The organism is Nitrospira marina, from assembly GCF_059568365.1.
The window spans coordinates 1,207,462-1,229,885 of record NZ_JCANTH010000001.1; the positions used below are offsets into that span (position 1 = coordinate 1,207,462).

The following is a 22,424-nucleotide window of genomic DNA, read 5'->3' on the forward strand; positions in this document are numbered from 1 at the left end:
ATCTGTTTTCCTTATTGTATCAGGTCTGAAATACGAGTTTTGCTCTGACCGTGGCAGTTATCCACTCACATGCCTCCCCACGGGCAATGTGATGCTTTTCGCCCGTTTTACGGTCTTTAATTTCAATGGTGTTCTGTGCCAATCCCTTATCCCCAAGAATAATATGGAAAGGAATGCCGAGCAAATCTGCATCGTTAAACTTAACTCCACCCCGTTCCTCACGGTCGTCAAGTAATACCTCTATCCCGTTTTGTGAAAGGTCCTGATAGAGCTGCTCGGAAGCTTGACGTACATTCTCTGATGCGGTGACCGAAAGAATGTGGACCTGAAATGGGGCAATGGGCATGGGCCAACAGATGCCTTTGTCGTCATGGTTTTGTTCAATGGCTGCTGCTGCTGCTCTGCTGACACCAATGCCATAGCATCCCATTACAGCGGGAAGGGTCTGACCTTGAGCATCCAGGTAGGTTGCCCCCATTTTTTCACTATATTTGGTCCCTAGCATAAAGATATGTCCCACTTCGATTCCTCTGGCTGTTTGGAGCGAGCTGCCTCCGCGTGGGGAAGGGTCACCGGCCTGGGCTTGGCGAAAATCTCCTATGCTCTCAATGACAACATCCCGGTCAATATTGACATGAATGAGGTGGACGTCCGGTTCGTTTCCACCCACAATGAAGTTGTTTAAAACGGCCACGGCCTGGTCAGCCAGAATTCGAATTTTCTGAAGACCGATTGGGCCGACAAAGCCGACTGGGGCCGTTGTGAAGCGGAGGACCATCTCTGGGGTCGCCAATGATAATTCATGAATACCAAGATGTCGTTGAATTTTAATTTCGTTCGCTTGATGGTCCCCTCGGATCAGGACTGCGGTTATCTCATTCGTGCCAGTCTGATACAGAAGGGTTTTCACCAGGCGGGAAGGAGGCACATTGAGTAAGGCGCACACCTCTTCAACTGATTTTGCATTGGGTGTGGAGACCTTTTCCAGCGGTAGTGCGGCCTCAGGTTCCCCGATGGTGGGTGGGGCAATTTCGGCCCGTTCGACATTGGCTGCATATTGCGTGTCCGGATCAAAAACGATGAGTTCTTCGCCGGTATTGGCTAGGACCATGAATTCGTGAGAAGAGATGCCACCGATTAAGCCGGTATCGGCCTCCACTGGACGAAATTCGAGGCCCATGCGAGAAAAAATGCGGCAATAGGCGTCGTACATGTCCTGGTACGTATGTTTGGCTCCTTCCACATCCTGGTCAAAGCTATACGCATCTTTCATGATGAATTCACGCCCTCGCATGATGCCAAACCGGGGTCGGATTTCATCGCGAAATTTCGTTTGGATTTGATACAGCGTGACGGGCAATTGACGATAAGAACTGACCTCTCGACGGAATAAATCGGTGACCACTTCTTCGTGAGTGGGGCCCAGGCAGAAATCCCGATCATGGCGATCATGTAATCGGAATAGTTCCTTTCCGTAGAAATCCCAGCGATCTGTTTCTTTCCAAAGCTCGGCCGAGGATAGAATCGGCAGTAACAGTTCTTGCGCTCCTATCCGGTTCATCTCTTCGCGAACAATGGTCTCAATTTTCCGAATGACTCTCAATCCTAGTGGAAGGTAGGAATAAATACCGGCGGCGACTTTTCGGATCATGCCCGCGCGAAGCATCAGTCGGTGGCTGACCACTTCGGCTTCCCCGGGATCCTGTCGCATCGTGGGAATTAATGTTTGTGATACACGCATGAAGACACCTGGTTATATGGTTGAGGACAGACTGAGTCGCAGGGGAGTATTCACATGGATAGCAACAGGCAACGAGGCGTTCAACTGGGTGGAAATTATTGGAGTAGGCGACTAATGTCATTCCAGGTCGCGTAGGCCATCAGGAAGACCAATAAGACCAGTCCAATTTGTTGAGCCATTTCTCTCGACCGGTCTCCTAACGGGCGACCTAAAATGCCTTCGCAGGCAAAAAAGAAGAGATGCCCTCCATCAAGAATGGGAATGGGTAACAAATTCAAAATCCCCAAATTAATACTTAAGATCGCAATAAGCCATACGACGCTGGCAAGGCCCTGTTGGGCTTGTTCGCCTGACACACTGGCAATCATCAGCGGGCCACCGAGATGCTTTGAAGAAATTTCTCCCGTCAAGAGTTTGTATAAACCAATAACGGTGAGTTCGCACCATTTCCATGTGGCCTTGAGTCCATCCCAGGGGGCGAGCAATAGAGAGGTGCTTTTGAGCACGGTACCCGCACCGGCTAGTTTAATCCCAATGCGCCCAACAGACTTGGTTTCCCCATCGGAAGAGGTAACGGTTTGGCCTTCAGGGGTGATGCGAAGAGAGACAATCTGTCCTCCGCGATCGACCTGAACTGCTAAAGGGGTTTCAGGGTGTTGGCGAACGATTTCGGTCATCTGAGACCAGGTGACAATCGGGGTGTCATTAATTTGGATAATTCGGTCATCTTGTTGAAGACCCGCGGCCATGGCAGGGGTGTCCGGCATGACTCCCCCGACAAGCGGAGCATGATCCTCAATGCCTAAGGTGTATTGAGGTTCGTCCGGGCGATCAGGCACCACTTGAACCGTTGGAGTAATGATCAGCGTTTTGACGGTATCCCCACGAATGACATCCAGTGTGACAGGCCGCCCATGGGCCTTACCAACCTGTTGGTATAGTTCACCCAGAGTCGAGATGTCTTCTTCATTGGCCCGGATTACCCGATCGCCGATATGTAATCCGGCAGTTTCGGCTGGCGAGTTGGGGGTGATAGCTTCAATGACCGGTGTGATGTTGTCGATGCTGGGCACAAACAGGGGTGACCCCAACGCCAGCATTCCCGTAAAGATCAGGTAACTGAGAATAAAGTTGAATCCGGGGCCAGCCGCCACAATCAACGTTTTGTGGGGAAGCGACTGGTGAATGAAGGATTCACGTTGTTCAGCAGTTGAAACAGCCTCTGAAGCTTCCTCACCATATAATTTGACATATCCTCCAAGGGGAATCGCTGCCAAAAGATATTCTGTATCACCAATCTTGCGACCAATGAGTTTTGGTCCAAAACCGATGGAAAATTTGAGGACCCTGACGCCCACCCATCGAGCGGCTAGATAATGGCCGTATTCGTGAAAGGTTACAAGGACTCCCAGTACGACCAGGAACCACCATAACTTTTGCCCAAATAAAAAGATGGAATCTGGAGAAAATGACAGGAGGTTATTCATGGGTGTTTATCGCGGGTTCATATTGGTGAAGTGGAACAGGCTTTCATCATTTCTGTGGCTGTGCGTCGGGCCCATTGATCTACCTCCAAGGCATCTTCAATGGATGTGACGGGAGTCGCGGCATAGGCATTCATTGTTTCCTGAATCACTCTGGGAATATCCAAAAAGGCAATTTGTTCCTTAAGGAAAGCATCAACGGCGATTTCATTTGCCGCGTTTAATGTGGGTGAAAGCCCGTCCGCTCCTGCCAGTGCGTCATAGGCTAACTGGAGACAGGGGAATTTTTTCGAATCAGTTGGGTAGAACGTAAATTTCCCAATTTTTCCTAAATCCAAGAGTGGAGGATTCAAAGGAATGCGTTCCGGGTATTTGAGAGCATAGGAAATTGGTGTTCGCATGTCCGGGTGCCCTAACTGCGCGATGACTGAGCCATCACAATATTCTACCAAAGAGTGGATAATACTTTCTCGGTGAATGACGACATCAATTTGATCGTGAGGGATATCAAAGAGCCATCGGGCTTCAATCACCTCCAGGCCTTTATTCATCAAGGTGGCGGAGTCGGTGGTGATTTTAGCACCCATTTTCCAATTCGGATGTTGCATCGCTTGTTCGGGGGTCACGTGTTCCAGGTCATTGATAGGCCAATCCCAAAATGGCCCGCCGGAGGCGGTTAACACGATCCGGCGAATATCTATCTTTCGGTGGCCTTCCATCGATTGGAAAATGGCGCTATGTTCACTATCGATGGGAAAAATGGTGACGCCATGCTTGTGGGCCTCCAGTTGCATCAAACGGCCCGCCATGACCATCGGCTCTTTATTGGCAAGTGCAACCTGCCGGCCTGCTTGAATGGCTGTCAAGGTTGGCTTGAGTCCTGCTCCACCGACGATCGCAGAAATCACTAAGTCACTTTTCGATGCACGGGCGACGGCGCAGAGCCCCTGCTCTCCGTCCAAAATTTCCGTGGACGTGCGACCCACCCGTGCACGCAATCGATTGGCAGCATCCCGGCAGGAGAGCGCAACCACTTCTGGCTTGAAGATGCGCATCTGTTCCTCAAGGGCCTGATCATTTGACCCGGCGGCCAACCCGACTACTTGAAACTCTTCAGGGAATCTGGAGATCACATCTAATGTACTGTTCCCAATCGATCCGGTAGATCCTAAGATGACGATGTGTTTCACCAGATTCTCTCCCTATGGTTGTGAATGGTCTGGGTATTAGGATGAGCCAGCGAATAGGGCATAGTAGTAAAAGGCCGGGCCGGTAAAGAGCAGACTGTCCACACGATCCAACACTCCCCCATGCCCTGGAATGATTGTGCCTGAATCCTTGATACTCACGCTACGTTTGATCGCGGATTCTGCAAGATCACCAAGTGCTCCGATTATGGCCATACCCATGCCGAGAATAGCGCATTCCCCCAACGAGAAAAAGGGGAGAAACCAAAAGTGGCTGATAATGGCTCCCAGCACAGAAAAAAGTATCCCTCCGATCAAGCCTTCAATCGTTTTTTTAGGACTCAGTGCTGGCGCCAGGGCATGTCGTCCAAAAGATAAGCCTACGACAAATCCACCGGTATCAGCTAACCATGTGATCGCTAAGACGAAAAAGATTAAGGCGATTCCATCGGGCAGTTGCCGGAGGAGTATAAAATGTCCGAGCAGGACCACGACATAAAGTATTCCAAAGGGATAGGCCGCCCATAAAGGGAGCCATTGCCTCATGGCAGTCGGGGATCTAAAAAACCCCGTTAAAACAACCATAACGATTAACAAGAGCCAGAGGTTCAAGGCTTGGGAGGAGCCGGTGTACATGGCCACAAGAAGCATGACGGCAGCAAGGCAGGAGGCAACCTTGGGAACAAGTGGGCCGGTTGGTCCGAAGTAGAGGGTGAGAAATTCCCATAATGCGAGGAGAGAAGCTGTGCCAATCAGGAGAGAAAGCAGCCAAGGTGGAGAATAGCGTATTCCCGCATAGAGCAAAGGAATAAATACAATGGCTGAGTACAGTCGACGGGGATCCATTGTTTATAGGAGTAAAAGGGGCAGTGCGTCAGATAAGCTAGAAGAAGGGTGCCGGGTATGCAGAAAAGTCACAGATGGTTTTATGGCGAAACAGTTTGAGTGATTCGACCAAAACGACGCTCCCGTTTTTGATAATCGAGTAAGGCGAGAAGAGTCTCAATACGACGGAAATCAGGCCACAGGGTTTTGGTGAAATAGAGTTCGGTGTAAGCAATTTGCCAGGGAAGGAAATTGCTGATTCGCGCCTCTCCAGAAGTGCGGATGAGCAAATCTGGATCCGGTAGACCCCATGTGCTGAGATATTGTTCAAACAAGGACTCATCAATTTGGTCTGGTGTGAGCGATCCCATCTGAACCTCGATTGCAACTTTCCGTACCGCATCGACAATTTCGGTTCGTCCCCCATAACTGAGGGCGACTGCCAGCGTGCGCTGAGTCAAATGGCGGGTTTCCTCTGCAACCTCCAAGGCCAGCGAACGGACGGAAGGGGGCAGTTGTTCCAGTCGTCCGATTGGCAGAAATCGTACCTGGCGCTCCTGAAACCGTTGGCGTTCTTGATGCAGGTACTGCTCAAGTAAACCCATGAGGAGTCGAATTTCGGAATGAGGCCGTTTCCAATTTTCCTGAGAAAATGCATAGATGGTGATATAAGGAATTGTGAGTTCATGCCCAATTTCCAGAACCTCTTGAAGTGCCCGGAGACCTTCTTTATGACCGGCAATTCGAGGCAACCCGCGTTGAGCGGCCCATCGTCCATTGCCATCCATGATGATTGCGATATGTCGTGGAAGGGATGTGAGGTCAAGTTGATCCAGCAATTCGCCTTCAGCAACTTGTCTTGCTTCCACCGCCTGAAATTCATCCATGGAATTGTGCTGAACCCGATCGTATGGGTAAGAACCGCGTTGGAATTCTAATGAAAGATTTTAGGAACTAGGCAAAATTTTACAACAAATTCAGTCTAATAATGAAAGCGATTCTTGTCAAATGATCGACGAGACGATCTTTACTGAAAATTGCGCCCACATGGGAGATGGGCTATACTCAATTTTTGTTTTGTTCTTTTTACGTACTTCGTTGTAATTGATGTCCTATGGTACCCAGCCTTTCAGATTTCGCCCTCCAAGAAAAGGATGTCCTCCAGGCCTTAAATAAGGCCACCGCTCGGGGAGTGGATTACGTGGACATGTATGTCGAGTCTTGCGTGACCGATTCCGTTTCGATGGAGGAAAGCCTTGTTAAGCGCGCAGTCAAAAGTATTTCTCAGGGGGCGGGTGTTCGTGCGGTGGCGGGAGAACGAACCGGGTTTGCCTATTCAGATGATCTATCTGTCCGAGACCTGGAAATTGCTGCTGATACCGCACGGTATATTGCCGATTCTCCCCAAGGGAACAACCCCATAGCCGTCACTCATCGTTCTCAGCCTTCCCAGAATCTCTACCCGTTGGCTCAGCCGCTTACCGATATTTCAACAGAAACCCGAGTGGATCTACTCAATAAAATTGACGTGGAAGCCAGACGATATGACCCGCGAATTACCAAGGTCATGGCCTCTTTTAATACGGAACAGAAAATATTCTTAGTCATCAACTCCCAAGGACAACTGGTGGGAGATGTGCAGCCTCTTTCTCGCCTTCAGATTACCTGTATTGCCGAAGATGGGGCCAATCGCCAGATTGGGTCTTTTGGAGGAGGGGGACGAGTCGGATTTGCCTTCTATCTGGAACAGAACCGCGCGATGGAGTTTGCCCGAGAAGCTGCTCGTCAGGCGATTGTGAATCTAGGCGCGGTCGAAGCTCCTGCCGGCACCATGCCGGTTGTGTTAGGTGGGGGATGGCCGGGCATTCTGCTTCACGAAGCTATCGGACATGGGTTGGAAGCGGATTTTAATCGTCGCAAAACGTCAGCCTTTAGTGATTTAGTGGGAAAAACCGTCGCGTCCGAACTATGCACAATTGTGGATGACGGGACGCTCCCATTTCGGCGTGGTTCGATGAACATTGATGATGAGGGTACGCCGACGTCACGAACCATGTTAATCGAAAAAGGTGTTTTGCGCGGCTATATCACGGACCGACTCAATGCCCGTTTGATGGGCATCCCGTTAACAGGAAATGGAAGACGGGAAGATTTCCGGAGTATTATTCTTCCACGTATGACCAATACCTTTATGTTAGCAGGAGAATCCGATCCGCAGGATATCATTCGGTCGGTAGAAAACGGGTTGTATGCCGTGTCGTTTGGGGGAGGTCAGGTTGATATCACCAGTGGAAAATTTGTCTTTTCAGCCAGCGAAGCCTATCTCATCGAAGATGGGAAGGTGACCAAACCGGTCAAGGGAGCGACGTTGATTGGGAACGGTCCTGATGTGCTCAAGAAAGTTTCGATGGTTGGACATGATATGAAATTAGATGAAGGAATCGGGACCTGTGGAAAAGATGGTCAATCGGTTCCGGTCGGCGTGGGACTTCCTACCATTAAAATCAATGAAATGATCGTCGGTGGCACGGCGATGGGCTGATGGATAACCCTCCTGTTTTGTTTCTTTCCATTTAATAATGTCAAATCTTCCCACCACACATGGTGACCGTTTCCCGGAGTTGGCCGCCACCGTTCTTAAGCGAGCCAAGGCTTTAGGGGCGACGGAGGCGGATCTACTTGTGGCGGAAGGCGATTCCGTCTCGGTGCAGGTGCGGATGTCGGAGGTGGATCGGCTCTCCAAGGCCCGTGAGAAGGTTTTGGGGATTCGGGTGTTTTTTGGCAAGCGTTCAGCCAGTGCTTCTACATCGGATTTTTCCAAAGCCTCGTTGGATCGTTTAGTCAGTGACACATGCAGTTTGGCCAGAGCTGTGGTTGAAGATGAGACTTCAGGACTGCCAGCGCCGGATCAAATGGTGGTCGATATTCCCAACATGGATATGAAAGATGATCGGCAATTGGCAGTTGATGAGGAAATAGACCTGGCCAAGCGAACTGAACAATCCGCGTTTTCCGCAGATCCCCGCATCACCAATTCTGAAGGGGCCGAGTGTTCGGCTGGCTATGGATCGATTTTGTTAGCGAATTCCCATGGGTTCGTTGGATCGTACGCCAGTTCTTCCTACTCACTCTCCATGTCGCCCATCGCATTGGACAGCCAAAATGGCGGTATGCAGCGGGACTATTGGTACTCCGTGAAGCGGAAATTCCATGAATTGGATAGCCCGGAATCGATCGGACAGGAGGCCGCTCGCCGAACCGTGAGGCGGCTAGGCAGTCGGGCCATTACGACACAAGAGGTTCCCGTGATCTTCGATCCGGAAACGGCCAAAGGCCTCCTCGGGCATATTTCCTCAGCGGTATCCGGGTACTCCTTGTATAAGGGGGCCTCATTTCTGTTGGGACAACTTGGAAAAACTATTGCTTCAGATTTGGTGACAGTGGTTGATGATGGTCGATTAGCCGGAGGGCTGGGATCTCGGCCATTCGATGGGGAAGGGTTGCCCACGAGAAAAACTTTAGTGATCGATCGAGGCGTGCTGTCGAGTTATCTGTTAGACACGTATTCAGGACGAAAATTGGGGATGGCATCCACGGGCAATGCATCAAGATCGGTGGGCGAAAATCCGACAGTGGGTGCCACGAATTTATTTCTCTCGCCAGGCTCCTATTCACCAGATGAAATTCTCAAGTCAATGAAGCGAGGGTTGTACGTCACGGATCTGATTGGATTTGGTGTCAACCTTGTCACGGGAGACTATTCAAGGGGGGCGGTGGGGTTTTGGGTTGAAAATGGAGAGCTGACCCATCCGGTGGAAGAGGTCACCATTGCCGGGAATTTACAACAGATCCTGAAGGATATTGAAATGGTCGGGAATGATTTAGAATTTCGGGGCCGGGTGGCCAGTCCTACGGTTAAAATTCGCAAGATGATGGTTGCCGGTCATTAGTGGTACAGGACAAGAACTCTTTCAAGAGCTCATCGATTACCTCTCTATTATATGAATTCAAAAAAGCGGCCCAAGGGCCATAAGGAGTCAGGATGCCACTGGAAAAAGAGGATGGGGCAAAAGTTCTCCAGTTGATCACTTCCCGCTACAATGCACGGGAATGGAGAAAAAAAATTGAAAAGACTTTAAGTTTGCCCCCATCAGGGTTGAAAGATGAAGATCAACGCAAAGCGTTTCTGTATCTTAAGGTCGGGCTACAAGCCTACAAATCCCGCCGGGCCGATCCACCTTCTTGGATTGTGGGCGGATTTGCCACCAAGGAAGTGATTGACCGGGCATTGTTTAAGCCCACGGTCATTGATCCGAGTTTTACCAAAGATCAGGTGAAAGAATTTTTTGGAGAAGATCCCGGTTCGGAAGTCAATGAGGCCTGGTGGGAAGACATGCTCGTCAATTGGTTTGAAGAACCAGAAGAAGAGGTCGAAGACGACACGGAGGACGGATCATCTGAGGAATCAGAACTATCTGCTGAAGCCGAGGATGATTCCGACTCTAAAGAAAATCCATCTCACGCTAAAAAAACCACCATCTAAGTTATTCTCAGTCAGGCTTCTCTCAGGTCTCTTGTGCCTATTTTCAAAAGTAATGGCATAGAGGGACCTAATTCTCATCCGACTCACCTGCCTTTTCCCTCTTCATCGTTGACCGTTCCAGCGACACAGCCGGGCTTCGTCTATCCTTCCTTGCATCGATTAAACTCCTGGGTCTGTCGACTCATGTATGGTGTGGCGGTGATGAAGCCATTCCCGATTCCAACAGACGGACCGGCGTTGATTGTCTGTGACCATACGTCAATGGGAGATCCATTGGTGTTATTGGCCACCGCAGGGCGTCCCATTCGATTCTTAATGGCGAATGAGATCTATGCCAAGTCGCATATCCGTTGGGTGTTTCGGGCGTTTCGTTGTATTCCGGTACAACGAGGCAGGCGGGATATCCGTGCCATTCGCACGATGTTAGAGGGTTTGGCCGCGCAGGAGGTGATCGGCCTTTTCCCGGAAGGCGGATTGGATTGGCGGCATCGTTTAGATGCGGGGCATTTGGGTGTGGGCTATCTGGCGATTAAGTCCGGTGCGCCTGTCATCCCGGCGTCTATTGTCTGGGACGGACCCCATTCGGTGACGTCGATGGTCAAGACGCTCTTGGTTCCCAGTAAGGCCAGGATTCGGTATGGGAAATTCCTGCAATTCCCTCAAGAGGTTCGTCCAAGGAAGGACTCCCTTCAATTGTGCACGAAGGAAATTATGAAGCAGATTGAAGCGTTGAGGGAAAGTCTGCTGTCGGGTGCCTCCTGAAGCCTAGCTGCTCTGCCGTTCTTGGTAGGGTGGGCATCCATCAAATTTCCGTGATATCCGCACTTGAAATCGGGTATCCATCATTTATGTCCACACCTAATGTTGACGTTTTGCCGGGTTTCGGCCCGGCAGCCGAGCTACTTTTGTTTCGGCAAAAGTAGCCAAAACCAATAACGCCCCGTCCGGCCTCATTGGATTGGGCGGATGCAGCGAAGAGGGCGGGCCAACTCGCCAGGCTCAGACAAGGCCCGCCAAGAAAAAAAGCATCCTCCCATAGGGCCGAACGGCAGGCGTCGAATAAGGCAAAGAGGGAAGGGTTAAGTGAATTTTCCAATACCACGTTCCAAAGCCGCACGAGCAGCTTTTGTGTTGGCGCGATTTGTCTTAGAAGATCAGAGCATCATTGGATTCCCGTGGCCTTGTGGCGAGGCCAAGTCGTGCAGCCAGGTTCGGAGGAAGGCGCGCATTGTTTGCGCGCCGCCGAAGTCGGCAAACGACGCAGGGCACCCGAAGGGCCACGCCACGGCCACCATGGTTTTGGGACCTTTTCCCGAAAGAAAAGGACCTCGGCTGCCGGGACGAACCCCGGTATAAAAAGATATCAAGAATGCGCCGGTTCATTTTTTTGGAAATAAGTCATCCTTCCCCAGGGAAGCAGGCATGAGAGCCGATCTGGCTGGACCAGCTCAGATGGTCTCGACTGGAAAGATGTATGATTGCAAGACCCCGCCCCCAGGCTGCATTCTGTGCCTCCTAACGAAATAAATCACCCGCGCGTTCTTCGCGTTGGTTGGATTTTCTTGTTAGGCGACGGTGCGGCAAGGACTTTCATTTATTTGACGATTTCTTGGCAAGCCGTTCAGCAAACCACTGGTAGTGTTTGCTATTCTGAGCAGGTACGTTCTTAATGGCAGCCCGCAACAAGCGCAGCTCTTCTTCCCGTTCATTCCGTTTTGAGTAAATGATAGCGAGCCGGCGATAAGTAAATGGTGTATCGACCCCGGCATCGAGAAGGCGTTTATACTCTACAATCGCTTCGTCAATTCTCTCTCCTTTTTCTAAGGACTGCCCGGAAATGTTGCCCTCGGCAGCCTCCCGATACTGAGCTTGGCTAAATTCCCGCTCCAGATCTGCGATTGACTGCTCGACCTGTGGAAGCTGGGTGAGATTGATAAATGAATGATCTTTGGATAGACGCTTCAATTCACTGAGCCGCTGCTTTGCTACGTCTAATCGAGAAATCTTTGTGTTAGCGTTCTTTGATTCGTTTGGAATTTTCAAAGATTCCTTAATCACGTCCACAAGGCGGTGCGCGGATTCAATTATTGATTGGTGATAAGCATCACCTTCTGGGGTTTTAGCAGGTTGGGAAGGGAGGCCACCCTGTCGTTTCGAACTGCGCATCCATCCCGCCGCAGCCGCCACGGCCAAGCCGATTAACAAGATCACTAATACTTCCATCTTTTCTTTCCCTTGTGCCTAACCGAGTCCGCGGCTGAGTGGCGGGCTGGAGGCCCGTCGATTCGAGCCGCGCGTTCGGCTGCAGCAGGCGGCTGGAAGTGCGACCAGCCGTGGACTCGGTTCAGTCGACCGCTCATCAATTCCCCTCCATCCCACATCGAGTAGCCACGGTCCTCTTCAACCCCGTCCGCACCCCGTCCGCCGCCTGCGGTCGGTCTGAATCGGCTTGTTGGGCGGCCTCTCTTCGCTCGTGTGCCGCCTCATCGGTTCTCAGGAAGCGCCTGCTCCATCTGCTCAGCCTCTGCATACATTCGCTCTAGTGTTTGCTCCACAAGTTCGATGATCTCATCGAGGTTCTTTAATTCCTCTAGCGGGTCGATACCACTTCTCACCTGCGACCCGAGCTTTTTGCCTGCAACTTCACGAACGGAGAGAATCGCTTGCCGGAGGGTGAGGTCAGAGTGTGCGTGAATCTGCTTTCTCGCACTTACGAGCCTAGAGTGCAGATGCAAGTGCTTGGCTGGCACACATTCCCTGCCCAAGCAGTGTGTCCTTTTCGCATCGCCGCGTGATGCCGTGTAAGGCCTCGCGTACGCGACGAGCGCATACCTGAAAGCGGCAGCCTCAACGCCGCCAATCTCTTCGCGCCCCTTGATCGCTTTCAGCACGCGCCAAGCATCGTTGAGGTCCTCTATGGAGTGTGTGAAGTGGACGTACTTTTCTTCATCGATTGTCATCATGGCTGGTCCGCCCAACCGAGTCCGCGGCTGAGTGGCGGGCCGGAAGGCCTTCGAGTCGAGCTGCGCGTTCGGGTGCCGCAGGCAGTTGAAACGCATGACCAGACACGGACTCCGTTCAGCCGACCACGCACCATGTGCCTTCTCGCCCACATTGAGCAGTCATCGTCCCCGTCAGCATCCCGTCTGCCGCCTTGCCGTCGGCTGAACGCCCGGATAACCTCCAAGGGCCGCGGTAATCCGTTTGTTGGGTAGACCTTGTCAGGTTCATCCGATTGTTAGGCGGCATCATTTGGGATCCAGTCGATCACACGAATGTTCGGATCCGCGCCCCCATCAGTTTGGCACTCGACCAACGCACCAAACAAGTAGCCGAGCTCCGATCGGAATCCGTCCAGGCGTCTCCGATCGCAGCCACTACCAAGTGGATTGCTGGTCTTCTTGAGCTCCAGTACCAGCAGGTTTGGGCCAGCTGGCCCACGCCGATGAACGATGATGTCCGGGAGAACGATGGCTCGCTTGTTGCGGTCGAATCTCTTGGCGCATCCTTCTAGATTCGCCAGCCGCTTTGGGTCGTCGCTCTCACCGAGACGATTGTATTCAACGTCGACCATGTATTTCGCATCCCTGAATACCGCCTGCAGATGGAATGCTAGGCGCGCAGATATTGCCTCTTCTCGAAGGTCATGCTGAAGAAGATACAGATCCACATTCATAAAGGCCGCCAGCGCCTCATCGACTCGCCTTTTCACTTCATGTATTTCCATAGCGTTTTAATGCCCGCCTAACAATGTGTAGGTGGATCCGCATAAGAGCCGGTTCTGTGTATTCCTGTCCGTCTAACACGCCAACCAATTTACAGAAAAAATTCCATGTTTGTCGCCGTTTCAATGAGTTTCACCTCAGGGTCTATTTATCGCGGAATGTTATGCGTAAACGCATAACATGCTCTCGTATATTTACCTCAACTTCAAACCTCTGGCCTGTATTCCCAACCAATAACTCCCCTGACCATTTCAAGTAAGGAGATATTTTAATAATCGTCGAGATATGTCAAGGAAATATTCGTGTCTCTTCAAGATTATTCGTTGCCGAAAGAAAACGCTCAGATCCACCCGTCTCTTTTTAAGCACGAGGCTGGGCACAGATTCTTCGCCTGTGGCTCAGAATGACAGAGTAGTTGAGAATTCAGACGCCTGCCGCCCGGCCCCATGATCGGACGCTCTTTTTCTTGACGGGCTTGTGTGAGCGCCGCGAGTTAGCCCGTCTCCGCCCTTCGCGTCTGATCAATCTGATGAGGCCGGGCGGGGCGTCAATGGTTTTGGGTCCTTTTGCCTCGACAACAAAGGTCGCGCTCTTCGAGACGCATCAGGCAAAACCTCGGCTGCTTGGCCGAACCCCAGCATCTGCTAGTAAATTGATTAAATGGTTTCTAGAACAGGCTCATTTGTGTAGGAGGCTCGGCTGAGGTCTCTTCTTTGGAGGAGGCTTTGGAGGAGGGAAGGGTTGGCGGTGACGCGGTTTCCGGAAGCGTGGGAGTTTTGCTCATTTCTTCCAGAACCGTCTTGAGTTTTTGAAAATCTTCCTTGAGAGGAATTCGCAGGTTTCCCTGGTGGAGTGCGGCTGCCGGATGAAGCAGTGGGAACACGATGAAGTTGGGCATTCGGATGACCTGGCCACGTACTTTGGTGATACCGACTTTTCTTTCCAATAACGTTTGTGTGGCAAAGTTTCCTAAAGTGCAAACCAATTTAGGTTTGATGAGTTCGATTTGTTGAAGCAGAAACGGTTTGCATGTCTCGATTTCCTCTGGAAGAGGATCTCGATTGTTGGGTGGCCGGCATTTAATGACGTTGGCAATAAAAATATCCCCCCGACTGAGCCCGATAGATTCCAGTAACTCGTTGAGTAATTTTCCTGCCGCCCCGACAAAAGGCTCTCCCTGGCGATCTTCATAAAAGCCCGGGGCTTCTCCGACAAACATGATGTCAGCCTGAGGATGCCCTGTCCCAAACACCACCTGCGTGCGTCCTGAAGACAATCCGCACCGTTGGCAGTCGTGAAGGGATGATCTGAGTTCATGAAGATCCATTGAGGGGGGATCTTAGGTTTGACGGTTTAGGATGTCAATGTGAAGAAGCCTGGACCCATTCAGTCACAGCTCTGGCACAGGCATAGGCACTCAGGACTGTGCTTTCCAGAGAAGGAGGGAGTGGGGTGGCCGTCCAGGGCCCGGCAAGAAAGAGATTGGGAATGGGTGTGTTGGACAGAGGACGAAAGGTGCGGAAGCCAGTCAGGCAAGGATTATACCGGTAAACGGATGCCGTGTCTGTTGACTCACAAGGTGACAATGACTGCTTAGGGGATATGTTGAATATCTTATTGAAATGAGGCCAGACGGTTTCTCTCAACCAGTCGCCGGGGTGTAACGACGATGGGGAAGATGAGAGGTTGATGCCCGTAACCAACGTCGTTGGACCATCCGTGTATGGAACGGCTTGGCTGGTAACCCAATCAAATACACCGGTATTAAGGATAAGCCGGGTAGGAAGAAGTGTGTCATTAAGGGTCAATCGGACAAGTGTTCCTGATGATTCCTGCAGTTGAGCCAAATGGGAAAAACACGAAAAACGAGCCGGGGCTCTTTCCGGCAGGAGTCGAAGAAGCTCTGGAGGGGAAAGGGTCGAGACGTAGATGTCGGCGTTGAGGCGTTCGCCTTTAGCCAGGCCAATGGCTTGAATCCGTTCGGTGTCGGCATGGATGGCGGTGGTTGCGTTTGAGGGATAAAACGTGACCCCTTTTTCTATTAAGACATGTCTGAGTTTTTGTTGAAGATGGCTCTGCATGTCAGGTGAAGCTAAGAATGTTTCTGGTCCATGAGATTTGGATAACCAGAATCGAGAAAGTACCTCCAGGAAATACCCGAGTGATGCCTGGGTCATATCACATCCTAAAAACAATCGACAGAATGGATTCCAGATACGTTGTCGTGCGAGAGCCGATTGTTGAGCGGAAATCAGCCAGGATTCAACAGTAAGCATATCAGGGTGGTGATCTGGTGAACGGGGTTCTTCCCATTTTTTTTCTAAAAAATTAATCAAGTGCCAGCGATCTGACCAGGGAAGAGCCCGAAAGCCGGCGAGTCGGATCATGGGGTGAAGAGTCGCAATGCCCTTCGCGTTGGAGAGGGTGACTGTTTGACCTTCGGATGTCCCAAACTCCAGGTTGACCGGTTGAATGCATTGGGCTGCCTGCCCGAAGGCCAGTTCCTGAAAAAGTCCCCATGTGGCATGGTAATACCGTGGAAGAATAAGTGGGGAGGGCTGCGTCGTGAGGCGTTGAAGGGATGGGGAATGATCCGGTTCTATCGATTTTGCCAAATAGGGGGATGATGGTGCCGAAGAGACAGGGTGGTCGTCCTCGAGAATGGTGATCCGGAATCCGTAAGGAATGAGCCGATATGCCACGAGTAATCCTGGCAGATTTCCGCTCAGTATCAGAATGTGGTGTGTCACACTGATGGGGCAATGTTATGGGAAAGATAAGACCGAATCCAAATATGAGCGGCAATCCCGAGTCGTTGGAGGGGGGCGACTCGAACCCGTGGGCCGAACACCTGGTAGTGCGGGTCTTCGAGTTGTTTGAGGATGCGGCTGTAGACTCCACGCATGATTTCTGAAACCACCAGCGATTTTTGATCGGAGGGGGGGAGGGATTGGAGAATTTCTTGAGCTTGGCGGTAATAGGTGCGAGCTCTTTCGCATTCAAATTTCAGAAGTTCAACCAGCGCCGGCGACCTTTGTTGTTGCAGAAGAGCATTTTCCGAATAACCAAAACGCTGTAAGTCTTCGAGCGGAAGATAGATGCGGTTCTGCTCGGCATCCCCCTTGAGATCACGAAGAATATTCGTTAATTGAAATGCTAATCCCAAGTTGACCGCATAGTCCTCCGCCGCAGGGGATTTGGTTTGGAAAATCTTGAGGCAAATCAGTCCAACCACTGAAGCGACCCTGTAGCAGTATTGATACAAATCGGCAAACGTCGCAAACCGATTGGAAGTCAGATCCATTTCTACACCAGAAATTAATTCTTGAAGGAGAGTTTCCGGGATGTCAAAGGTCTGCAAGTGGGCGGCGAGGCTCGTTGTGACCGGTTGGGTCGGATGGCCATGATAGGTGGCCGTCAACTCTTGTCGCCATTTGCGGACTTCTTCGATGGGATGGCTTCCCGGGGCCGGTTCATCAACGGCGCTATCCACCATTTTGCAAAAGGCATAGATGGTGTACATGGCTTCACGCCGTTGCTGTGGCAGGAACAAAAAAGAGTAGTAGAAGTTGCTGCCACTTTCTTTTGTATATTTGGTGCAGAACGTCTGTGCTTCGATAGGAGTCATGGGCTTCATGGAGTATTTTCCAAAGGCGGTGGTCAGGCAATAATCATCAACCGAGGGGACAAATGAATAACTGGATGACGGCGATTTTTCTATCCCAAAACAAGGAGTGTGGGATTAAGCCGCCAACGGCGTCTTCGCTCCTTACCGCGTTAGAAGGAGATGTTGAGGACTCCCTTATTTTTTCGCATAGCACTTGGTGACCCATAGGTGGGGCACCGGGCTCCATAATGACAACGATCTCACTGGCGAAGACACCACCGTGAGCAAGAGTCCAGGGTAGCAAGGATTGCGAAGCTCTTCAATGCATGTTGAGCGGGTAATGTCCAGGATGCTGTGGAAGGTTTTGCAGTTGACACAACAGAACACCGGATGATTCTCGATAACCCAATTCCTGATCCTTTAAGTGACGCAAGGCGACCAACACATTGAAAAATTTGGAGGGTTCCTTCTTATTGGGTGGAACCCTTTTCTGTATTTTGGGTCTGTGACTTGAGTTTTTCGGAAGAGATCCAACCTGTTTTTCCCGTGGGCGTTCGAACCTGGTAGACCCATCCGGTTGACTGATAGGCTCCATCCAGAATCGTGAGTGTTTCTCCCGGTTTCACGATGGGACCGGGCATGGTGTTGGCAGGATCACCCATCAGCAGGGACCTTCCGAGAGTTCCTGTCAGCGACACTTCCTGATTCTCGTGAAACGTTGGAGGTGTGATGCCAGTCTGGCCTTGATTCCTGGTGCTGGCAGCCGTATCGGTGGTGGTCCCTTGAGGCATAAAGGTATTTGAGTTGAGAGCCCAATAGGCCACTCCAACAATCAACAAAAGAAGTACAATCCAGAGAAGCGGTTTCCTTGAAGGAGGCTTGGATTGGTTGAGATCGTCCTCTTCCAATCCTTCGTCAAACTCCAAATCTTTGTCAGGGTCCTGGGCAAAGAGAACGTTCCATCGAGAAGGTTGTTCTGGGGAGAACACCGCACCGATTGTCGAGGTCATCATGCCTATCTCCTTTTTGTCGTGAGGTCTGCAAGCAGTGTCAGTGCCGGATTGGCGTGGTATGAAATTGCCAAATCAGCAGGTCGTGTACGAAGAAATACCCATTCATAAAGTTTATTAACATCACTTCTATTTCCTGTCAAATCTTCCCAGCATATTGATGAGGGAATATGATCACTTCTTATGGCGAACAGAGTGGCGAACAGAGCGCAGAGGATGAAACGATCCAGTCCATTCCGAGGATAAAATGATTCGAGTGGCCCGTTGTCCCTGGCCATGAGGATTGATATCAGGATCAGCCTTATGGAAAATACACCTCGGATGCAATCTGTGGTTGGGGAGGGAACATGAAATCGTATCGGGAAGAACTTTGGTTTCAGACCAAAGAACGCAGGGAGTATCGGAATATTACCTCTCAGGTGGAACGTGTGGTACAACAAAGTGGGATTCAAGAGGGATTTGTTCTGGTGAATGCCATGCATATCACTGCGAGTGTCTATATTAATGATGACGAAGCCGGGTTGTTGCAGGATTATGAACAGTTCCTTGAGCGCCTTGTGCCGGAGACGGGAACCTACCGGCACAATCTAACCGGGGAGGACAATGGTGACGCTCATATCAAGCGTCAAATCATGGGCAGGGAAGTTGTTGTGGCTATCACCAAGGGACGATTGGACTTTGGTCCATGGGAACAAATTTTTTACGCAGAATTTGATGGGAGACGTCGCAAGCGGGTGTTGGTGAAGATCATTGGAGAGTAGTGAGTTGGCAAACGGGTTGCAGTCATGTGAAAATACTTTGGAATTTTTGATGATCGGCTTTCTCAGAAAATTTTTACCTTCGCCTGGAATCGTGAACACCCATGAATGCAATGTCTAGTTGGTATCGTCCTGATCCCCTCACCCGGGATTTGATTCACCTCATTAATGCCCGGCGGCATGAACATGGGGATCCCAGTTTGGCCATTGAAGTGTTGCAGGCCTTATTAGATCAGGATCGTGAGCATGAGGTTCTCACCGTTCTTGCAGCCTTAGATGAAAGTATGGCGGAGTGGTTGTTTGATTTGCTGGCGGAAGCGGCCAGCTCCTGTCTAATGGAGGATGAGAGCGAAGACAGCGAAATGTATGGGATTCTTGCCTCGTTTGAATTATCACTCCAAGCCAATTTGGAGTATCCTTTGAAATTGAAAATTGATCCTGTGGAAACGGCGGATTTGTTGCGGAAGCATCTGCATGTCCCGCCAGGGGCGGTGATTACGGTCGAACCGAGGCTTCTCACCGATTCCACATTGGAATTTTTAAGCTTGCAGAAAATTCACGACCATATTTCCAACCTCGCTGAAGGACAGCCACGTCAGACGATTGCGGCGAGACTTCATCCACCCGTTGAAGCCACCGCATTTTTATTTTTTGAAATTCTTGGCGTTCCTGATACGACGTTGCCGGAAGCCCTTTCCGAAGACGATTGTCAGGCTATTATGGATCATCTGGTGAGTCAATGCCCCGAAGTCGCCAAGGCGCCGCAACTCCTGGAGGCTCCTAATTACGCGGCCTATGCCTTGTATGATGCACAAAACGCCGTTCGGCTTCACCGATTGGCTGATGAAACCGCTGCCGTGTGGCATGACCTGGAAGGCCCAATTCGAAGCCGAACCGTGGTGCATCTGCATACCCAGTGCGGGAATGGCGTATATATGCCTGTGTGGACCGATCTGTTTGATCCGGATCTTCCTGAAGACCATGGACCGATTTGGACATCGCCGGATGTGTGGGTATTTACGGCAGATTTGCCAATTGAATGGCCGGGGGAATTGTTAACCAATCGCCTGCTGGCTGAGGGCTGCACGCGTTTTGAAAATCACATTGTGGAAGCCACTGACAATTAGATATCGTCCTGGGGCGGTCTTGGAAGCTCGTTCATTTTTAGGGGATCTGACCGGCCAGCCGCCTGACGTAAGTGATCGATCAACTTGGGAGGAACCCGTAGCGAACCGCGCCCCGTTCCGACCGAAATCTCAGGCTTGAAGGCGCCGTGAAAATCACTGCCTCCCGTCATGAGTAAATCGAATTTGCGGGCTAAGTTGAGATTGATTGAAATTTGGCGAGCGGAAAACGTTCCATAAAAGACTTCAAGCCCTCGTAATCCCTGCTCAACCAACGTCCGGCATGAGTCCGTCGTCTTATCGGCACCTAATCCCTCCCAATAGGGGTGAGCAAGTATTGGGATGCCGCCGGCCTCAGTAATCCACGTCATGATTTCAGCCGCCTCGGGGACAACTCGCCGAACATAAGCGGCGCCTCTGACTCCCAGGAATCGGTCGAAAGCTTCTTTCATCCCCTTTACGTACCCCTTTTCAATTAACATTTGCGCGATATGTGGGCGACCCGTGGTTCCGCCTCCGGCAACATGTTCCACTTCAGCGAAAGAAATCTCCACTTTGAGGGTGTGGAGACGGTCAAGGATGTGGTGAAGGCGATCAACACGTGTCGCGCGAAGCTGCTCGAGTCTGGATTGAAATTGAGGATCAGCGAGATCAATGAAATAGCCGAGCATATGTGTTTCCCGCCCCTGAAACTCTGTACTTAATTCAATACCGGGTATGATTTCAATCGGGAGATGATGAGCGGCGTCCATGGCTTCCGGGAGCCCCTCAGTGGTGTCATGGTCGGTAATGGCCAGGATATTCACGCCTTGTTGATGAGCAAGTTCCACCAGTGCGGTGGGCGAAACACTCCCATCCGAGAAATGGGTGTGAGTATGCAGGTCGATACGGCTCATAAGATTTGCGCTTTATGGTTTGCGTGCCAAAATGCGTGCGGTAAACGCCCGTGCTGAAGAGCTTTCATGATCCCCTTCGTCGTAATGGAGAATTCTGAGCCCTTGAAAAAGTGTGAGTAATTCGTTGGTTTCCAGGCAGAACTCTTTTCGGCGCGGGTGTTGCCGATGAATATGGTTGTCCAGAAGGAACGTTTCATACATGATGACGCCGCCGGATTTCAGGGCGTTAACCAGTTGAGGAAAGAGCGGCCGGTACAAGTAGAAGAAGACGATAATCACATCATACGCGGCTGTGCCCAAGTCCGGGGGATATTGCGGATTCGCTTCTAAGTCTATGCATTCCGTCGTTATCGAGGGTAGGTCCGCTTCTTGGGCTTGCTCCTGAAGCTCATGGAGCGCGTCGGCATCACGATCGATGCCATGAACCGAAAACCCGTTGGAAGCCAAATACATGGCATGACGACCTCGTCCCGTTGCCACATCCAATACCGGTCCGTGAGGAAGTCGGGAGATTTGGTCTACTAGAAATGGAGAAAGATGTTTGAGATCAGTGGAGGCGATTGGTTTGCGCGATCGAATCAATTGGACCCCGACAGACCCCTCAATGCTCTTCAACGGAGGGCGGATTTTTCTAACCCATATTTTGAGACGGGTAATGGGAAATTCATGAAGCAAGGCTTGGCAGATTCTCTCCGCCAATGTTTCAATCAGCGAAAAGGCCTGCCCTTCCCCAATGTCTAGAATTCGTTGCGTGATTGTTCCGTAATCGACCGTATCGGAAATTTGATCACTTTGAAAGGCCGATTGATTGGGGCATCGGAAGGTAAGATCGACCAGAAGAGGTTGAGGTTGCTCTCTTTCCGTCTCCGTCACCCCGCATCGTGCGGACAACTGGATTCCTTTGAGGACGATAGATGAGGACATGGGCCATTATGTCAGAACTTCCTTGTCTTGTGCATGTGATTTTTAACAGGAGGCGATTCGGAATCTGGATCGTGTTCCGGAATAGAGGGATTGGATGGGCTTCATTCGGGAGGTGTTGATGAAATTCGGGAAATGGATCTCCCGCCCGCGGTGGATTCGCCGCAAGACCCATCCGAGATTGGGGTGGATCATCGGTGTCCTCTCTTGCCTCGTGCTGCAGGGTTCCTGTGAATGGGGTGGTTCATCCACTATCATTGTGACGGCTGAAGAGTTTCGATTTAATCCTACCAGGATTGAATGGGTAGCCGACCAGCCTCTTCGTCTTCTGATTCGGAATCAGGGACGGGAACGACATGTGTTTCATAGCCGGGAATTGTTCGGGCCGGAGGCTGGCGTCCTATGGCATCAGCCAATGGTGGCGCTTCAAGAAGCCAATGCCGTTGTCCTTGAGCCTGGTCAATCGATTGAATTGTCTTTCACCGCGTCTGCCGGTCTATATCCCTTTCGCTGTTGGATAAAAGGACACACCGGCATGGAGGGAACGATTTTCGTCAAAGATCTTTCCTCAAAAATATGAATGCTTTATCGAGGAAATCACAA

Annotated in this window: 21 protein-coding genes; 7 read left to right on the forward strand and 14 right to left on the reverse strand. The window is 50.9% G+C overall.

The window, feature by feature from the left end; all coding sequences use genetic code 11:
• Positions 1-19: 19 nt before the first annotated feature.
• The 5 genes from LX98_RS04970 to uppS all read right to left on the reverse strand — a co-directional run bounded on the left by LX98_RS04970 (position 20) and on the right by uppS (position 6,124).
• Positions 20-1,741 (reverse strand): proline--tRNA ligase, encoded by a 1,722-nt coding sequence (locus LX98_RS04970; RefSeq protein WP_496427837.1) that lies wholly within the window; start codon positions 1,739-1,741, stop codon positions 20-22.
• 95 nt (positions 1,742-1,836) lie between these two features.
• Positions 1,837-3,228: an RIP metalloprotease RseP gene (gene rseP, locus LX98_RS04975; RefSeq protein ID WP_496427838.1), complete on the reverse strand. Its 1,392-nt coding sequence runs from the start codon at positions 3,226-3,228 to the stop codon at positions 1,837-1,839.
• 17 nt (positions 3,229-3,245) lie between these two features.
• Positions 3,246-4,415 (reverse strand): 1-deoxy-D-xylulose-5-phosphate reductoisomerase, encoded by a 1,170-nt coding sequence (locus tag LX98_RS04980; protein ID WP_496427839.1) that lies wholly within the window; start codon positions 4,413-4,415, stop codon positions 3,246-3,248.
• 36 nt (positions 4,416-4,451) lie between these two features.
• Positions 4,452-5,258, reverse strand: a complete 807-nt coding sequence (locus LX98_RS04985) for a phosphatidate cytidylyltransferase (protein ID WP_496427840.1) — start codon at positions 5,256-5,258, stop codon at positions 4,452-4,454.
• An 80-nt stretch (positions 5,259-5,338) separates the two neighbouring features.
• Positions 5,339-6,124: an undecaprenyl pyrophosphate synthase gene (uppS, locus tag LX98_RS04990; protein WP_496427841.1), complete on the reverse strand. Its 786-nt coding sequence runs from the start codon at positions 6,122-6,124 to the stop codon at positions 5,339-5,341.
• 227 nt (positions 6,125-6,351) lie between these two features.
• Between uppS and tldD the strand changes: the two genes are divergently transcribed.
• The 4 genes from tldD to LX98_RS05010 all read left to right on the forward strand — a co-directional run bounded on the left by tldD (position 6,352) and on the right by LX98_RS05010 (position 10,542).
• Positions 6,352-7,779, forward strand: a complete 1,428-nt coding sequence (gene tldD / locus LX98_RS04995) for a metalloprotease TldD (RefSeq protein WP_496427842.1) — start codon at positions 6,352-6,354, stop codon at positions 7,777-7,779.
• A gap of 37 nt (positions 7,780-7,816) precedes the next feature.
• Positions 7,817-9,187, forward strand: a complete 1,371-nt coding sequence (locus tag LX98_RS05000) for a metallopeptidase TldD-related protein (RefSeq protein WP_496427843.1) — start codon at positions 7,817-7,819, stop codon at positions 9,185-9,187.
• A 92-nt stretch (positions 9,188-9,279) separates the two neighbouring features.
• Entirely contained in the window at positions 9,280-9,780 is a 501-nt protein-coding gene (locus LX98_RS05005; protein WP_496427844.1) for a hypothetical protein, read from the forward strand.
• Positions 9,781-9,813: 33 nt separating this feature from the next.
• Positions 9,814-10,542 carry a 1-acyl-sn-glycerol-3-phosphate acyltransferase gene (locus tag LX98_RS05010; protein WP_496427845.1) on the forward strand — a complete coding sequence of 243 codons (729 nt, stop codon included), beginning with the start codon at positions 9,814-9,816 and terminating at the stop codon, positions 10,540-10,542.
• Between the two features lie 828 nt (positions 10,543-11,370).
• Here the strand turns inward: LX98_RS05010 and LX98_RS05015 are convergent.
• The 7 genes from LX98_RS05015 to LX98_RS05045 form a co-directional block, all read right to left on the reverse strand.
• Positions 11,371-12,003 carry a hypothetical protein gene (locus LX98_RS05015; RefSeq protein WP_496427846.1) on the reverse strand — a complete coding sequence of 211 codons (633 nt, stop codon included), beginning with the start codon at positions 12,001-12,003 and terminating at the stop codon, positions 11,371-11,373.
• A 260-nt stretch (positions 12,004-12,263) separates the two neighbouring features.
• The gene (locus LX98_RS05020; RefSeq protein WP_496427847.1) at positions 12,264-12,743 is read right to left on the reverse strand and encodes a hypothetical protein; all 480 of its coding nucleotides are present in this window, start codon (positions 12,741-12,743) and stop codon (positions 12,264-12,266) included.
• A gap of 275 nt (positions 12,744-13,018) precedes the next feature.
• Entirely contained in the window at positions 13,019-13,507 is a 489-nt protein-coding gene (locus LX98_RS05025; protein ID WP_496427848.1) for a hypothetical protein, read from the reverse strand.
• Between the two features lie 665 nt (positions 13,508-14,172).
• On the reverse strand, positions 14,173-14,832 hold the full coding sequence (locus LX98_RS05030; protein WP_496427849.1) for a uracil-DNA glycosylase family protein: 660 nt from the start codon (positions 14,830-14,832) through the stop codon (positions 14,173-14,175).
• 34 nt (positions 14,833-14,866) lie between these two features.
• Positions 14,867-16,207: an FAD-dependent oxidoreductase gene (locus LX98_RS05035; RefSeq protein WP_496427850.1), complete on the reverse strand. Its 1,341-nt coding sequence runs from the start codon at positions 16,205-16,207 to the stop codon at positions 14,867-14,869.
• 44 nt (positions 16,208-16,251) lie between these two features.
• Positions 16,252-17,142 carry a presqualene diphosphate synthase HpnD gene (gene hpnD, locus LX98_RS05040; protein WP_496427851.1) on the reverse strand — a complete coding sequence of 297 codons (891 nt, stop codon included), beginning with the start codon at positions 17,140-17,142 and terminating at the stop codon, positions 16,252-16,254.
• 440 nt (positions 17,143-17,582) lie between these two features.
• Positions 17,583-18,125, reverse strand: a complete 543-nt coding sequence (locus LX98_RS05045; protein WP_496427852.1) for an SH3 domain-containing protein — start codon at positions 18,123-18,125, stop codon at positions 17,583-17,585.
• A 344-nt stretch (positions 18,126-18,469) separates the two neighbouring features.
• On the opposite strand from LX98_RS05045, the gene LX98_RS05050 reads away from it, so the two are divergent.
• Both LX98_RS05050 and LX98_RS05055 read left to right on the forward strand, forming a co-directional pair.
• Positions 18,470-18,883 carry a secondary thiamine-phosphate synthase enzyme YjbQ gene (locus tag LX98_RS05050; RefSeq protein WP_496427853.1) on the forward strand — a complete coding sequence of 138 codons (414 nt, stop codon included), beginning with the start codon at positions 18,470-18,472 and terminating at the stop codon, positions 18,881-18,883.
• A gap of 101 nt (positions 18,884-18,984) precedes the next feature.
• Complete coding sequence (locus tag LX98_RS05055) at positions 18,985-20,007, forward strand: hypothetical protein (RefSeq protein ID WP_496427854.1); 1,023 nt, start codon at positions 18,985-18,987, stop codon at positions 20,005-20,007.
• On the opposite strand, the gene LX98_RS05060 is transcribed toward LX98_RS05055, so the two are convergent.
• Both LX98_RS05060 and folB read right to left on the reverse strand, forming a co-directional pair.
• The gene (locus tag LX98_RS05060; protein WP_496427855.1) at positions 20,004-20,900 is read right to left on the reverse strand and encodes a PHP domain-containing protein; all 897 of its coding nucleotides are present in this window, start codon (positions 20,898-20,900) and stop codon (positions 20,004-20,006) included. The genes LX98_RS05055 and LX98_RS05060 overlap by 4 nt on opposite strands.
• A 12-nt stretch (positions 20,901-20,912) precedes the next feature.
• Positions 20,913-21,824: a dihydroneopterin aldolase gene (gene folB / locus LX98_RS05065; RefSeq protein ID WP_496427856.1), complete on the reverse strand. Its 912-nt coding sequence runs from the start codon at positions 21,822-21,824 to the stop codon at positions 20,913-20,915.
• A gap of 118 nt (positions 21,825-21,942) precedes the next feature.
• Here folB and LX98_RS05070 point away from each other — a divergent pair, with 118 nt between their 5' ends.
• Positions 21,943-22,401, forward strand: a complete 459-nt coding sequence (locus LX98_RS05070; RefSeq protein WP_496427857.1) for a cupredoxin domain-containing protein — start codon at positions 21,943-21,945, stop codon at positions 22,399-22,401.
• Positions 22,402-22,424 lie beyond the last annotated feature (23 nt).